The organism is Streptococcus sp. sy010, from assembly GCF_007859175.1.
Lineage (GTDB): Bacteria > Bacillota > Bacilli > Lactobacillales > Streptococcaceae > Streptococcus.
The window spans coordinates 121,544-136,187 of sequence record NZ_VOHO01000001.1 but is presented as its reverse complement, the minus strand read 5'-3'; the positions used below and the strand labels follow the sequence as shown (position 1 = coordinate 136,187).

Below are 14,644 nucleotides of genomic sequence, written 5' to 3'. Positions count from 1 at the left end.
AAGCAACTATGTGCTATGGTTTGCCAAAAATCATTGACCTGTAAATCGTGGACGACGACGTTCGGCATAGGCACGAACCCCCTCTTTGAAGTCTTCTTTGAATGCCAAGTTCTCTTGCAAGTCTAATTCTAACTTAGTATAGGCCTGCCAATCTTGAAATTCAGAAGCCCAAACCATCTCTTTGATGGCTCGATAGGAATTGATAGAGCCACGCAAGAGTTTTTTAATCAACTGAGCGGTGGTTTTTTCCAATTTATCAGCCGAACACATCCGATAGACAATACCATAATCAAGAGCTTTTTCAGCCGACAAACCCTCACCAGTCATGGCTAATTGGGTTGCTCTGTTTGCTCCAATCGCTCGTGTCATCAAAAATAAGCCGCCCGCATCTGGAGCCAAGCCAACATTGACAAAGGCTTGAATGAATTTGGTTTGCTCGCTTGCAATCACAAAATCTGCAGCAACAGCTATATTAGCTGCCGCACCAGCCACCGCACCATCAATACTCATGATGACTGGCTTGGGTAATTTTTTAATCGCAAATGAAATCTGATTAACCAAATCAGCAATCAACACCAAGGATTGCACATCGTCTGCCTCAACAGCTCGTTGCATTTCAACCAAATCACCACCGACTGAAAACACTTTGCCGTTGGCCTTAATCACTAGGAGGCTGATCTGATCATCTTGAGCCACTTTATCTAAAACATCCAAAATTTCCTGACACATAGGAATGTTAAAACCGTTAGAAACGTCTGGACGATTAAAAGTAAGTGTCGCCACTTGATCTTCCACCGTATAAATAATTCCCTTATAGGTCATCTCTTCCTCCTTTCCCTTAAAATGATTTGATTTTCAAACCATTTTTCAGATTAACCTTATTTTACATTAAAAAATAAAAATTGGCAAGAAAAAAGTTTTACAATAAAATTATTTAGTTATCAAACAAAAATAGCAAGTGTTTTATCAACACTTGCTATTTTTATGATTTTTCAAAATCTTATTCTGTCACAACTAGCTCAACTGAACCAAGATTGTCATAAACTGCCTTATATGTTCCAACTTCTAACTTAACTGGCATTACAAAAGTCCCTGATGAAACAAACATGCCTGCCGGGAGAGTCTTGCCATGTTCAGCTAGGGTATCAACCAACCATTTAAGTGAATGAACAGGATGTCCCAAAACTTCTGTCGAACGTCCTTCAGTTACCAACTCATCATTAAAGAAAAGTTGACCTGCCACATCTGCAATATCTTCCAAGCTCACTGTCTTAGCTTCCCCATAAGCCACACCACCATTCACGGCACCATCAGCGATAACCTCATACAGGCTAGCTTTAGGGAACCAATCTTGATAACGCGCATCTGGCACTTCTAAACCTGGTGCCACCTTACACTTAGCCATTAACTCTTCCAAAGAATCCGTCGGCAACAATTCGTCTTCTGTCAAAAAGACCAATTCCAACTCTAAAAGCGGCTGATTGTAATCTTTTAGGGAGTAAGTGTGTTTCACAGTAACATCCGTCATCCCACCATAAAGCGGCGAATCACTGTTGAAAAGATCCTGTGTCTTTTGACTAGTTAAGCTGATTTTATACCCTTTGAGTGTTTGACCATCTGCTTCTTTAAGAGCAAGAACACCGTCTTGGATAGCATAGGCTTCTTCCTTAGTTGTCGCTTCAACCTGTCCCAAGGGTAATGGTTGATTGGTTTTATAGGCTTGGTATAATTTTTCAACTGTTGTCATAAGAATACTCCTTCATTTTGTTTTCATTATTATATGTCAAAAGATTTAGATTGTCAAGTTGTTTTCAGAATAATTAAACAAAAATAATAAATTGAATTATTTTAATAAATAAAAGACACCGAGTTCTCGTCTCGCTGTCTTTCAGGACTTTATTCTATTATGTTTGCTAGGGATGGTTTCATGTCTTTGTTTTATGGGCTGCTAAATTTCTTCTTATTGACGAAATAAGCTCCTAGTAGAAAGGCAAGCATCGTCACAAGATAAGAAATCAGTAATCGATCGTGTAATAAAAAGGTTGTGTTTAATTCATTCGGCGTGATTTTACTGATAATCTTTACACCAAAAAGTGTGATAATCGTTCCACTCTTAGTGATCTGAAATAGTTCTATTAGTAAATCAATCAACACTAAATACAGATAGATAATATTGCCTTGTTTAAGAGAATATATAATTTTTTCATTTCCCAAAACTCTAGGCACTTACTCACGTTCTTTCCTGTACTTGTTTCATAGTCATACTTTAAGATAATAATTCATAAATTTTATTTATAGTCTCTTTATCTGTATTTGTATTTAAATATGTTTTTGTAAACGCCATAATATCTGAGCGATCAAATAAAATATTTTTGATTAATTCTTTTTGATACGCAGATTCTGCTCGATTAGGAGTCATTGCACGATGACAAGTTGGACATAATTTAACTACATTATCTGATATATCTAATTTTGTTTTATCATTGGAAAATGAGATAACATGATGATATTCAAAATAATAACGTCCATCTTTAGGTTGTTTAAAACTTCTACAATCAATAGGATAATATTTATAACATGCCGAACATTTATCAGCCGTACTATTACTAATAACTAATTTAACTTGTGTGCTACGACGTGGAATTTTATTATCTTCTGCAAAAAGTTCATTTCTAAATGATAAGATCTCTGTTTCATTCAATTTTTGCCCTGCAATTTTCTCCCTATATAAACTTAATCTTGATAAAAAAGTTTCATAACTTTTATTACTCTGTGGTAAGTTTCCTATTTGATTTTGATTACTCTCTAACAAATCGTACCTGTACGAACTCAGTTGCTTTATCTCAGATAATAAATAATTAAATACCCAACGCAGATTAATTCTTAATTGAGTATTTCGTAGACTCTCACCAGTAACATATTGCTTTTGTAACTCTCGAAAATTCCAATTAAGGTATTTTATCAAATCATCTGAACTCGTTACAATTCTAAACAAACTATCTAAGTAAACTTCTGACGCATTACAACGTTTAATATCAACAGCCATAAAATTACGTGTAAAATCAACAGAGCCCCTTAAAATGATTATTGCTAATGCCATCTCTTTATCTATCACTTCTAAATCATCAATTTTAGAAAGATTGACCATAATAAGAGCTCGAAGTTTCTTAATAAAGTCATCAAACGATAATTTCAAATCATTGTCAATAATACACTGATATGAACTTCTAGTTGTATAAAATGGGAGTTTATAGTAGCTAGATAAATTATATGCTAATTCATTAAACAACTCACCTTTATCGGCGGATAATTTTGAATATTTCGACACTTTAAAAGAGCCCTCGACTACAAATTTATCTTTTTTATGATTAACATTAAAAAAAATAAGTAATAACGCTTTTAAATCTAATTCAGATAATTCACTCGTCAATATTATTTTGTTCATTTAATCTTTCCTTTGCCAATTTATAATAAATTTTATCTATCTCAACACCAATAAAACGTCTACTATGTTTAATAGCCGCAACTCCTGTTGTTCCAGAACCCATAAATGGATCAAGAATAATATCTACTTTGTTAGTATGAATAGTTATAATATTTTCCATCAATGATAAACTTTTTTGAGTTGGATGTTTTGTTCTTTCTCGTCCAGCAACTACAGACGTTTTAAATTCTGCACGTAAATAAGATACTTCTTTTTTCTTATTAAATATCCATTTCTCACCAGGTTTAACTGCCCATATAGCAAATTCTGTATCTTGAACATAGCGTCTATTTACATTTCTAGGCATTGGATTGGTTTTAATCCATTTTAAAATATCTTTGACAATGAAACCAGATTTCTCTAGTTCATCAACAATATAACTAATATATCTGTAAGAAGTAAAAATTATAAAACTTCCACCTTTTCTAATAAGTTTTCCATAATTAGCAATCCAGCTATATAAATCAAAATTTTTATCCCATTCACCAAAATCCACACCTTGACGATTAGCAGACTTCATTGATTTAAAATTATTTTTCTTAGATATGTTATAAGGTGGATCAGTAATTATATGGTCAACTTGTAAATCTTTTTTTAAAAGTTTATCTATAATGGTATAGGCATCACTATTGTATAATTTATAATTCATCAGCTAACATCTGCTCCCTTATACTTTTAGCAATAGCAGTTGCCATTAAGGGAGGTACTGCATTGCCAATTTGTTTAGTAATTTGAGTTTTATTTCCCAAAAATACAAAATCATCCGGAAAACTTTGTATTCTTGCAGCTTCCCTTGGAGTAATTGCACGATGTAAAACAGGATGAGAATTTTTACCATTAGAGGGAGTATCAAAACGTGTATCAATTGTCGGACTTTGCTCATCCCATACCAATCGTCCCCAAGTAGTTTTAAATTTTTGTTTTCCCCATAATTCTTTTGGAAGATATTCTTTACCTTTTTCAGATGGAATCATTTTTAATTTTTCCAAAGCTTGTAATGAATGATTCGTTGCTACATGATTATACAATTTCTTTGATTTTTTTCTCATTAATCGTTGATAATTAGATTCCGGTTCATTAATATATGACATTTCTTTTTGTCCTTCTCCAGAATTCAAATAATTCAAATCTGAAATAGCATCTCGTACTGTTACAATATGATTATATTTCATCTCAGGTATGGGTAAGTAAATGTTTTTATACTTACTAGCAATAATAATAGCTCGTTCTCTTTTCTGAGGTACGCCATAATCACTAGCAACCATCACACCATAATCTATAAAATAGCCAAGTGAAGTAATTTTCTTTTTAATTTGTTCTAAGAAATAACCATTTACAGCTGTCAACATTGTTTTAACATTTTCAATTACAAAAATCTCTGGTTGGATTTCTTTCACAATTTCAAGATATTCTAAAAAAAGAAAATTTCTGGGATCCTCTAATCCCAATTGTTTTCCTTTATTACTAAAACCTTGACACGGTGGTCCACCGATAATCATATTAACTTGTCTACTTCTAGCAATTTTTAATATCTGTTTTTTTATATCTTTATTTGTTATATCACCATAAATAAGATCTGTATCTGGAAAATTATATGCAAATGTTTCCAAGGCTTCCTTATTAAAATCAGTAGCAACTACTGTTTTAAAATTTTTTATTTGATCAAATCCTTTAGAAAAACCTCCTGCTCCTGAAAATAAATCTAGTATATTAAATTGCATACTGTTCTCCTAAATAATATAATCTTCATTATATCATAAAATATAAAAACTTACTCTCTCCACTATTTTTCAAAATAAGAACTAGCTAAATTTTAGCTAGTTCTTATTTTTAATTCGACAAACTATGAAACTCCAAAGTTTCACCGATTTCCGCTAAACGAGCTGCCCATTCTTCATGGGTCAATCCGTGCTCAACAACATAGCGGTTTCTCTCATGAGCACGGCATTCTGCAGAACAACCACGAACATATTTATGTTCATTTTCTTCTGTTGAGAAGATTTGGCGATTGCAGAACGGGTTTGCACAATTAACGTAACGGTCACACGATGAACCGTCATACCAGTCTTTACCAATCACTGTTGGATCAACGTGGTTAACATCAACGGCAATACGGTCATCAAAGACGTACATCTTACCTTCCCATAGCTCACCACGCACTTCTGGATCTTTACCATAAGTGGCAATACCACCATGTAATTGACCAACATCTTTATAACCTTCACGAACCATCCAACCTGAGAATTTCTCACAACGGACGCCACCTGTACAGTAAACGACAACACGCTTGTCCATGAATTTTTCTTTGTTATCACGAACCCATTGTGGTAATTCACGGAAATTGCGAATGTCTGGGCGAATCGCACCACGGAAATGACCTAAATCATACTCATAGTCATTACGCGTATCCAAAACAACTGTATTTTCGTCAAGAAGGGCTTCCTTAAATTGTTTTGGTGATAGGTATTCACCTGTTGTTTCCAATGGATTGATGTCGCTATCAAAATCATTATCTTCTAAACCAAGATGAACGATTTCTTTTTTATAGCGAACAAACATCTTACGGAAAGCCTGTTCATTTTCTTCATCAATCTTGAACCACAAGTCAGCGAAACGTTCATCGCTATGTACCCAGTCCATATACTTTTGAGTCGTTTCATAGTCACCAGAAACGGTACCATTGATTCCCTCATCGGCAATCAAAATACGACCTTTTAGTCCGATTGACTTACAAAATGCCAAATGTTCTGCTGCATATTCTTGCGCATTTTCAATTGGCACATACTTATAATAGAGCAGTACTCTAATTTTTTCAGCCATGCTTATCTCCTTTAATCTTTGCAATAGATTGATAGATCAACCACTTTTATTTTACTATCTTTTGGTCAAAATTGCAAAGCCTTGCCAAACTTTTTTATCACTAATTCAAAAGGTGGCAAATCTGTTCGTTTTTTTGATTTTATGATAAAATAGGGGCAAACAAATCCAAAGGAGATCTCATGACCTACGAATTTAGCTTGGAATATGGAACCTATCCTGTCAAAAAGCCTGTTGTTGATTCACTATTGATGTCTAAATACAAAGTGCCTGATTTTTTAGCTGACAATGATCAACTTCATCAAAAGCTCCTAAGCATGAATCAACTTTTTCATGAATTGTTTCTAACCTTGGAATGTCAATCCCATTATATCGGACATGAATTTCCAGATAAGATTGCTGACATTCGCAAGCTCTATCAAGAAACTAGCCAAGAATTGATTGCCAGCTACCCTGACTTGAACTTTAAGATTGAGCATTTTTTACTATAAAAAGACTGAATAACATTCAGTCTTTTTTTTATGGTACTTTAACCACTTCTAATTGCTTGCCACCTAATAAAATGAGATATTTTTCAACAGTTTCAATCTGGTAAGATTGTGATAAGGCTTTGGCATAGAGAGTCATTTGGTTACGGTAGCGATTGACCAAAACCTGTTTATCACTAAAACGATCGGTTTTATAATCAAAGAGAATAATCCGATCATCTAGTACAAGATAACCATCCAAAATCCCACGAATAATATAATCTTCTCCACTAGCTTCATCTTGATGTAACATGGAAAAAGGTGCTTCACGTTGAACAAGGTGATGATGTTTCTGTAATAACAAGCCTAAATCCGTTTGGAAAAAAGCTGCTAGCTTGCCTAAATCAATGTGGCGTTTCACATTTTTATCAACATCAAGCTGAGCTAAAGTGGTCTTAAGTTGAGATAAATCAACTTGTTCAGACAAAGGTAAGAGTTGCATAAGTTGGTGAGTAGCACTTCCCAAAGCTACTGGTGACAGAGGTTTGGATGATTTAAAATCTGGAAGTGAGAAGTCAAGACGAACATCTTCCTTATCTAGTATGGCAACCCCCTCTAACTCTGTCACTGGCTGATAAAGAGATTTAAGTTGACTAGGTGTGCGAACACTAGGCAAGGCAATAGCTGCTTCAAATTTCTTATTATAAGTTAAGGCTGCTTCTAAATCTCTAAGTGCTTGAGCGAATTGAGCCTGGGAATTCTCGTTTAGAATTTCGTCAATAGCAAGTGGGCAATCATCTAGTTGACCAATCTTGTCTGGGGTTAAGTCACCCGGACCAACAAAATCTAAATTCAGAGCAAAATCTTTTTGAGGAAATGTGGCTAAGGTTGCTAGCAACAAATCTTGAAAGCTAGATGCACTTTGACGAACATTGACTGCCAAGTAGCCTTCTGCTGTCTTTGGTGAGGCTTCTCGACTGGTAAATTTTTCTTGACTGGCTTGACCAATCAAGTACAGTTTTTTCTTGGCTCTCGTCATTGCTACATAGAGCAGCCGCAAGCGTTCTGATAAATCCGCTAAATCATTTTGTTCTTTGATGACTTGATAAGCGAGGGTATCTAAGCTAACCGGTAAACTAGCCAAGTTGGTATCAAACTCTGCCTTCATATCTGCCACGTATTGTATTCCCAAACCTAAATCACGACTCAAGGTAAAAGCTTGTCTTGAAGAATGTTTGTTAAATGCTTTAGCTAGATTAAGTACAAAAACATAATCAAACTCTAATCCCTTACTTTTATGAATGGTCATGAGATTGACGGCATTTTGATTAACAGGCAACTCCACATTAGCCAAATCATGCTGATTAGCTAGAACCTTATCAATCATTTGAATAAAGCGAGTTAGCCCTTTAAAGCCTGTTTGTTCAAATAGATGGGCACGACTGGCTAAGGCGTAGAGATTAGCTTGTGCTTGCTGACCTTTTGGTAAAGCACCAACATAATCATAATAAAATTTTTCTTCATAAATCTGCCAAATGAGATGGTACAAGCTCTTAACCTTGGCAGCCTGACGCCATTTGTCAAGACAATCATGGAATTTTTTCAAGCGTTGTTCTAAATCCACATCAATCAAATCCGGCGCTTCTCCCTCATGGGCAATGGCTAACTGTAATTTTTTATAAAAGGGGATGTTTTCCTTGGATTGCAGAGCGATTCTAGCCAAATCATCTTCATTAAAAGCAAACATAGGAGAGCGTAAGAGAGCAACCAAGGGATAATCATTAAGAGGATTATTGATCGTTCTTAAGGTATCCAGCATGACCATGACTTCAATGGATTGGAGGTAATTTTTAGCCTGCTCATCCACAACTACAGGAATTCCATACTGGCCTAGGGTTTTGAGTAATTGATCGTTGGCTGTTCTTGAAGGAACTAATAAGCAAATGTTACTAAAAGCAACCCCTTGATGATAGAGTTTAATAATTTCTCTAGCAATCAAATCAAGCTCGCCCACTTCTGACTGTTCGTCTTTTTGATCAAGGTCATAAAGATAAAATTGGGTCTGAAACTGTTTATCAGTCACCTCTTGGGCAGGACTTCCCACCAATAACTGATGACTTTGGTCATAACGAACATCACCAATACTCTCATCCATCAAGCGACGAAAGAAGGCATTAGTTGTGTCTAAAACACTGGATTGGCTACGAAAATTTTCTTTTAGAAGAATCAACTGACCTTGATCAGATTGTTTCTGGTAACGATCAAACTGAGCCTTGAAAATCTGCGGATCAGATTGACGAAAACGATAAATAGATTGCTTGATATCACCCACCATGAAGCGATTACGACCATTAGACAATAAATCAAGCAAACGTTCTTGCAAGTGATTGTTATCCTGGTATTCGTCCACCATGACTTCAACATAACCATCTTGAAATTGCTGACGTAACTGTTCATGATTTTCTAAAAGTTCAATAGCAAAATGAGAAATATCACTAAATTCTAGGGCATTTTCTTGAATTTTTAATTGTAAGAATTGTTGTGAAAAATCGTCAACAAAATCTCGTAAGATGGCTAAAAGTGGGCTTGCTTGTCCTTGATAATTCAAAATCGTCTCTAAGTGACGAAAACGAGCCAGATGAAATTGTATAGCTGTATAGATGGGATAGGCAACTTTATTGACGGTTACTTCTTCGCCAGTTGGCAGTACTTGGGTTAAATGAGCAAGAAGTTGACTAAAGGATGATTTATCACCATTCAACAACTGTTCACGGGTTTCTCTAAGAGTTTGAATTTGTTGTAGGTGATTTTTATATTTCGCTGTTGGTTTATTGGCTTTAGTCAGTTGTGGATAGTCTGGCAGTTGCGTTAAGTTTTCCACAGCATCAGCTGTTTGCTCCAAAGTGGCAAGTAGTTGTTCCACCCAGGATTCTGGTAAATGATCCAAATTTAAAAACTTGCTATGACCACTTAAAAGGATGTCTTTTATCCAATCTTTTGGATTGGGCATACTTTGACTAAACTCATAAATGGCATAAACGACCTCTTGAAAAGCCTTACTATCCTTACGATTCCCTGAAAAATTACTAACCAAACGCACAAAATCTCGACTCGATTTTCCTTCTAGATAAGAAGGAAATAACTCACTAAAGACCTCATCTTGCAACAATCTGCGATCACTTTGTTCTTGTAAAATCCTAAAACGTGGCGACAGACCTAAAAGGTAGGCATATCGACTGACCAATTTATTGGTAAAGGCATCCATAGTCCCAATATCAGCTAGGGCGAGTTGCTGAATTTGTGTCGATAGGTGCTGACGCGTTTCTACATCTTCTGTTTCAGTCAAAGCTTGACTCAACTTTTTCTCCAAGCGTTCCTTAAGCTCACCTGCGGCCTTAACGGTGAAGGTAGAAATGAATAGCTGATCAATCCGATAACCTCGACTGATAATGTCAAAAATTCGCTCAATCATGACAAAAGTCTTACCAGAACCAGCCGAAGCCGATACCAAAATATTTTTACCGTGACTATAAATCGCCTCAATCTGCTCTGGGGTTCGCTTTTGTAACTTATCTGAGCTTGCTTCAATCTGTTGAAGACTAACAATTTCTTCAGTAGTCAAAAATGGTTTAATCTTCATCTTTTCCCTCCATCAATCCTAATAAATAAGATTTACGTTTTTCTCCACGTTCCTTAACCGTCAACAAGGGACGAGCATAACTCATGTGTTGATCAGATGAAAAACGTGTAATATTTTTCAGTTGACGACCAGCCACACTAAGACCATCCTCTGTATAAGGGTTAATCTTAAAATGACCCGTTCGAATTTGCTGCTCTGCTGCTTGATACAGATTTTGATTATAAGCCAATAATCGATCGATATCTTTGGAGCTATATAGGTCTAATTGATAATAACCATTGTCCAGAAATTCTTTTTTATCTTCTAAAAACAGTCCCTTATAAGCCAAGTTTTTATAGGCTTTAACAATCAACTCTTCTTTCTTCTTGATGTTTTTTAATTTTAAGTGTGGTTCTGTCAAATGAAGATACATGGCTCCAAAAGGGTCTTGACCTGTCTGTTTCAAAGCTTGCAAATAGGTCACTAATTGAGTATCTAAACCATTATAAAAATCCAATAAATCAAAAGTCTTCGCACTAGACTTGTAATCAACAATTCCTTGACTGCCATCAAATAAGCTGTCAAGACGGTCAATGATTCCCCTAACTTGTAATTGCTGACCCTGATTAAAGTGAAACGGAACTTCCTGTTTTAAGACGTGAATAGCCTTATTTTCTTCTAAGAAATTAGCAACACTGACTGCAATAGTTTCTAAAATACTTCTAGAAAACTGACCTTGAGCAGATTGTTGATAAAATGGTGCTAAAAAGCGATCCTGTCTGGTCTGAGCAAGCGCCTGGCTGAAACGCTGATCAAAAGACTGATCCGACTGATCAGCCATAAAGTATTCTAAAACCTTATGCAGATAAGAGCCGTGTTGCCTTGCGTCTGGATAGATACTTTCTGGTTCTTGTAAACCTAATAAATAACGTAAGAAGTACAAATACTGATTATCGTAAAAGGTTCTTAAGGCTGAAACCGATAACTGTAACTGGTCTTTGGGTAACCATCTCTGCATGACTTCTGCTGCTACCGGTACTGTTTCTGGCAAGTCTAGTAGAGTTGTTTTCAACTCATTTTCTGTTAACTTTTGATGTAAAAAAGGAATCGCCTGTTGCCAAAAAGTCTCACGGTCATCTGTTTCAATCTCCAAATGATTGACTGCCAACAAACGAGATAGCATCGCCTTGTAAGCACTCGAATCATTTTCGCCACTAAGTTTTTGTTTTTCAAGTCCTAATTCTTCTAAAAACTTCAGATAAGACGATAAGTCATCACTAGAAGCAGCGGATTGGCTAAAACTACAAACTAACTGTTGTCTAGCACTATTAAGTAACGAAAGCGCCAGATAATGATTTCGTGGACCATTTTCATGACTAACCACATCCAGTCCGATCTGATCTTCTTGCTGCTGATTTAATAGTAGCCGTTCCTCATCTGATAAAAGACTTTTATTTTGCTTAATCAAAGGAAAAACACTTTGAGTCATGCCTAAAGCAAAAATGAAGTGATTGTGATGTGGGGTAACTAAGTCGTAAGATTGGACTTTGACCACATCTACTGTAGCAGGGAGGGTACGATAATGACTAGCCTGCATACCACTTGATAAAATGGACAGAAAATCAGACACCGTCAGTTTACTAGACCCAAAGATTGTATGGACTTGCTCTAATAAGCGACCAAAAGTCTGCCAAACCTGTTCTTGTTGTTCTAATTCTTCTTGACTCATGCCCTGACTTAGCCTTTGCATATTGTCCATGACATCAACCTGATTCAAAAAGTCATTAAACTTAATCAATAGACTAGTCGCTTTTTGTGGTCGGCTATTTAAGAAGTTGGCTAAAGGAGTGATGATTCTTGTTCGCAAATCATTCAAAAAATCTAAGTCGTAGCCAACTTGTCCCTTAGCTGTGAAATCTTGCTTAAATTGACGGTAACCTTTAACATCAGCATAATTGAGATAGACTTCAAATTGATCTAAATCCGCTAAATCAAACTGGCCATAAAGACCTGATTTCAAAAGATTAAGCAAGTCTTCTGCTCGATAATGATAGGTTTTCAGTCGCTCCAGGGCTTCGATAAAATTAACCAAAGGATGATCAACCATAGACTGACTGGCTGCAACATAGTAGGGAATATCAAACTGATGAAAAATTTTTTCTATCTCCAATTGGTAACTGGTTAAATCACCAACTAAAATCGTGATGTCTCGATAGCGCCAACCTTGATCAGATTGGACCAGTTGACGAATCGACTTGGCCACGGCTTCAATCTCATCTTTTGATTGAGCCGCTTGCCAAATTTGTAACTTATCTGGATTAGCTGATAGTTTAGGCAAAGAACCGACAGTGAAACTCGTCTTCATTTCTAAGGCTTGTGTCACAAGCTGACCAGATTGTGATTGAACTGAAGAAGTCAAATAAATTGGTCTAGTTTGATACTGGCTGGCTAGGCCTCGTAAAAACGTCACACTAGCTTGATAAATATGACCATCAATGTACTGAGCTTGATAGGCTTTTTGACTGGCATAAACACCAACAATAACCTCATGACTGTTAGCGTCTAAGAGTCTAACTAAGTCAGCTTCTTCTGCTGAAAAACGCGTAAACCCATCAATGATGATCACAAATTGACTCAGATCAACTCGCCCAGCTAAAATCTCTTGACTAAGAAAGGCCAGCGAAGATTGTTGACTCAGATGATGTTCTACTAAAAAGTCATCGACAGCTTGAAAAATCTTAACCAAATCAGTCGCTTTCTCTTTTTCTGCCAACTGCTCTAAATCAAGCCAATCTAAATGAGAGGTCTTGACTTCTTGATAAAGTTCCACCAGTTGCTGAATAAAGGCTTGATCTGTTCTCACTCGATGATAGACCTGCAAGTCACTATCAGAAAAATCCTGCAAAAGCTTATAAAAAATCATGGTCAAACCCTGATCATCAATCGTCTCTTCTTGCTTGATGTTATTAAGTGTTAAATAGCGAGCCATTTGGGCAAAACGGGTCACTGTTATCGCAAAAGATGCTCGTTCAGGTAAGAGCCTTAGCACTTGACCTTCTTTTTCAAATGACAGAGAATTCGGTGCAATATAAAAAACACGCTTGCCAGCCTTTGCAAATGTCTTGGCTTCTTCTACTAAGAGTGGTGTCAATTCCTGCCAAATATCCGTATAAAGTAACTTCATGAACAACCTCGTTAATTTATTTCCCTTATTATAACAAAAAGAGCAAGAAGTTGGACTTCTCACCCTTAGCTTATACCTTAAAATCAATAACTATGGTCAAGTCTTCTCGCAAAAGTTTTTTCACTCGACAATGTTTGTCAATATAGGCTGACAACTTATCTTGCTCGCTAGCCTCTAAAGCCACTGGCAAATTGACTCTGACCTGAAAAAAATCTGCCTCATAGCGACTATCCACCGTAACAGGAACCTGTTTTTCCTTGTGATAGCGATAAAAGTAGCCCTGAACACACATGGTAATACAACCTGCTAGGGCTATATTTAACAAGCTCATCGGCGTTTCACCATCCTTGGTTTGACCAAACAACTTAACAGATGTTCCGTAACCTTCTGAACGAACTCGGTAAAGATCTTGTCCTATTATTTTAGTTTGATACATCTCATCCTACTTTCCCAAATGAAGTCGTTGGGCTAAACGTTCAATGATAATAGAGCCAACTAAGAGTGAAGCAAATTCTCCCAAAGCTGTTGTTAGCCAAGTCAATAAGAAAGGCACCTTAGCGAGAATGGTTAATTCGGCTGCGACTGTCACCATAGATAGCGCAAAAAAGATTGAAAAATAGAAAAACGCTTTATTAAATAGACCATTAAAGACACGCTCGTTGAGATAGTGATGGAATAGCTTAACACCTAAATGAACAAAAATCAGTGTTGATAAACCACCAACCAAGACGTCAATCAGACCATAACTGTAAAAGTTAGCAATCATGCAGCCAAGTGTCACGGCATAAAGGTATTTGCGATGATAGAAAGCTAGAAAGTTAAACATTTCAGCAACCCGAAATTGATACGGGCCATAACTAATCGCATTAAAAGGTGGAAGAATTGTCAAGACGATGTAAAGAGCTGCAATCAATGCAACATCAACATAGTCACGTGTAGTAAGTCGTTGTGTCATTAGTATCTCCTTTAGTGGTAAAATCCACGTTTAATATGCTTGGTGAAAGGATAAGAAGCACCAAGGGTTGCCTTGCAACTCGCTCATTATAGCATAATTTAACAAAATATGGTAGAGT

General features: G+C 36.2%; 11 protein-coding genes and 1 riboswitch. Of the genes, 1 reads left to right on the top strand and 10 read right to left on the bottom strand.

What is annotated here, in order from left to right; genetic code table 11:
- Positions 1-30: 30 nt before the first annotated feature.
- The 6 genes from FRX51_RS00760 to FRX51_RS00735 form a co-directional block, all read right to left on the bottom strand.
- Positions 31-822, bottom strand: a complete 792-nt coding sequence (locus FRX51_RS00760) for an enoyl-CoA hydratase (protein ID WP_146494983.1) — start codon at positions 820-822, stop codon at positions 31-33.
- Positions 823-1,000: 178 nt separating this feature from the next.
- Entirely contained in the window at positions 1,001-1,747 is a 747-nt protein-coding gene (locus FRX51_RS00755; RefSeq protein ID WP_146494981.1) for a 2-keto-4-pentenoate hydratase, read from the bottom strand.
- A gap of 519 nt (positions 1,748-2,266) precedes the next feature.
- Positions 2,267-3,445, bottom strand: a complete 1,179-nt coding sequence (locus FRX51_RS00750; protein ID WP_146494979.1) for an HNH endonuclease — start codon at positions 3,443-3,445, stop codon at positions 2,267-2,269.
- On the bottom strand, positions 3,420-4,133 hold the full coding sequence (locus FRX51_RS00745; protein ID WP_146494978.1) for a site-specific DNA-methyltransferase: 714 nt from the start codon (positions 4,131-4,133) through the stop codon (positions 3,420-3,422). Before FRX51_RS00745 ends, FRX51_RS00750 begins: the two co-directional genes overlap by 26 nt.
- Complete coding sequence (locus FRX51_RS00740) at positions 4,123-5,205, bottom strand: DNA cytosine methyltransferase (protein WP_146494976.1); 1,083 nt, start codon at positions 5,203-5,205, stop codon at positions 4,123-4,125. Before FRX51_RS00740 ends, FRX51_RS00745 begins: the two co-directional genes overlap by 11 nt.
- A gap of 109 nt (positions 5,206-5,314) precedes the next feature.
- Positions 5,315-6,304, bottom strand: coding sequence for a rhodanese-related sulfurtransferase (locus FRX51_RS00735; protein ID WP_146460008.1), 990 nt, complete (start codon positions 6,302-6,304; stop codon positions 5,315-5,317).
- Between the two features lie 179 nt (positions 6,305-6,483).
- Here FRX51_RS00735 and FRX51_RS00730 point away from each other — a divergent pair, with 179 nt between their 5' ends.
- Complete coding sequence (locus FRX51_RS00730) at positions 6,484-6,792, top strand: hypothetical protein (RefSeq protein ID WP_146494974.1); 309 nt, start codon at positions 6,484-6,486, stop codon at positions 6,790-6,792.
- 28 nt (positions 6,793-6,820) lie between these two features.
- Here the strand turns inward: FRX51_RS00730 and addA are convergent, their stop codons facing one another.
- From addA to FRX51_RS00710, 4 genes are all read right to left on the bottom strand, one after another.
- Entirely contained in the window at positions 6,821-10,408 is a 3,588-nt protein-coding gene (addA, locus tag FRX51_RS00725; protein ID WP_146494972.1) for a helicase-exonuclease AddAB subunit AddA, read from the bottom strand.
- Positions 10,398-13,571 carry an ATP-dependent nuclease subunit B gene (rexB, locus tag FRX51_RS00720; protein ID WP_146494970.1) on the bottom strand — a complete coding sequence of 1,058 codons (3,174 nt, stop codon included), beginning with the start codon at positions 13,569-13,571 and terminating at the stop codon, positions 10,398-10,400. The genes addA and rexB overlap by 11 nt, the downstream gene beginning before the upstream one ends.
- Before the next feature lie 70 nt (positions 13,572-13,641).
- Positions 13,642-14,007, bottom strand: a complete 366-nt coding sequence (locus tag FRX51_RS00715; protein WP_146494968.1) for an OsmC family protein — start codon at positions 14,005-14,007, stop codon at positions 13,642-13,644.
- A 6-nt stretch (positions 14,008-14,013) separates the two neighbouring features.
- The gene (locus FRX51_RS00710) at positions 14,014-14,526 is read right to left on the bottom strand and encodes a QueT transporter family protein (RefSeq protein ID WP_146494966.1); all 513 of its coding nucleotides are present in this window, start codon (positions 14,524-14,526) and stop codon (positions 14,014-14,016) included.
- Positions 14,524-14,622: riboswitch (PreQ1 riboswitch) on the bottom strand. Its footprint overlaps the gene before it by 3 nt.
- Positions 14,623-14,644: the final 22 nt, after the last annotated feature.

Coding starts and splice junctions, on each gene's coding strand:
- FRX51_RS00735 (WP_146460008.1), bottom strand. CDS start 6,304: ATGGCTGAAAAAATTAGAGTACTGCTCTATTATAAGTATGTGCCAATT.
- FRX51_RS00715 (WP_146494968.1), bottom strand. CDS start 14,007: ATGTATCAAACTAAAATAATAGGACAAGATCTTTACCGAGTTCGTTCA.
- FRX51_RS00730 (WP_146494974.1), top strand. CDS start 6,484: ATGACCTACGAATTTAGCTTGGAATATGGAACCTATCCTGTCAAAAAG.
- FRX51_RS00745 (WP_146494978.1), bottom strand. CDS start 4,133: ATGAATTATAAATTATACAATAGTGATGCCTATACCATTATAGATAAA.
- FRX51_RS00710 (WP_146494966.1), bottom strand. CDS start 14,526: ATGACACAACGACTTACTACACGTGACTATGTTGATGTTGCATTGATT.
- FRX51_RS00740 (WP_146494976.1), bottom strand. CDS start 5,205: ATGCAATTTAATATACTAGATTTATTTTCAGGAGCAGGAGGTTTTTCT.
- addA (WP_146494972.1), bottom strand. CDS start 10,408: ATGAAGATTAAACCATTTTTGACTACTGAAGAAATTGTTAGTCTTCAA.
- FRX51_RS00750 (WP_146494979.1), bottom strand. CDS start 3,445: ATGAACAAAATAATATTGACGAGTGAATTATCTGAATTAGATTTAAAA.
- FRX51_RS00755 (WP_146494981.1), bottom strand. CDS start 1,747: ATGACAACAGTTGAAAAATTATACCAAGCCTATAAAACCAATCAACCA.
- rexB (WP_146494970.1), bottom strand. CDS start 13,571: ATGAAGTTACTTTATACGGATATTTGGCAGGAATTGACACCACTCTTA.
- FRX51_RS00760 (WP_146494983.1), bottom strand. CDS start 822: ATGACCTATAAGGGAATTATTTATACGGTGGAAGATCAAGTGGCGACA.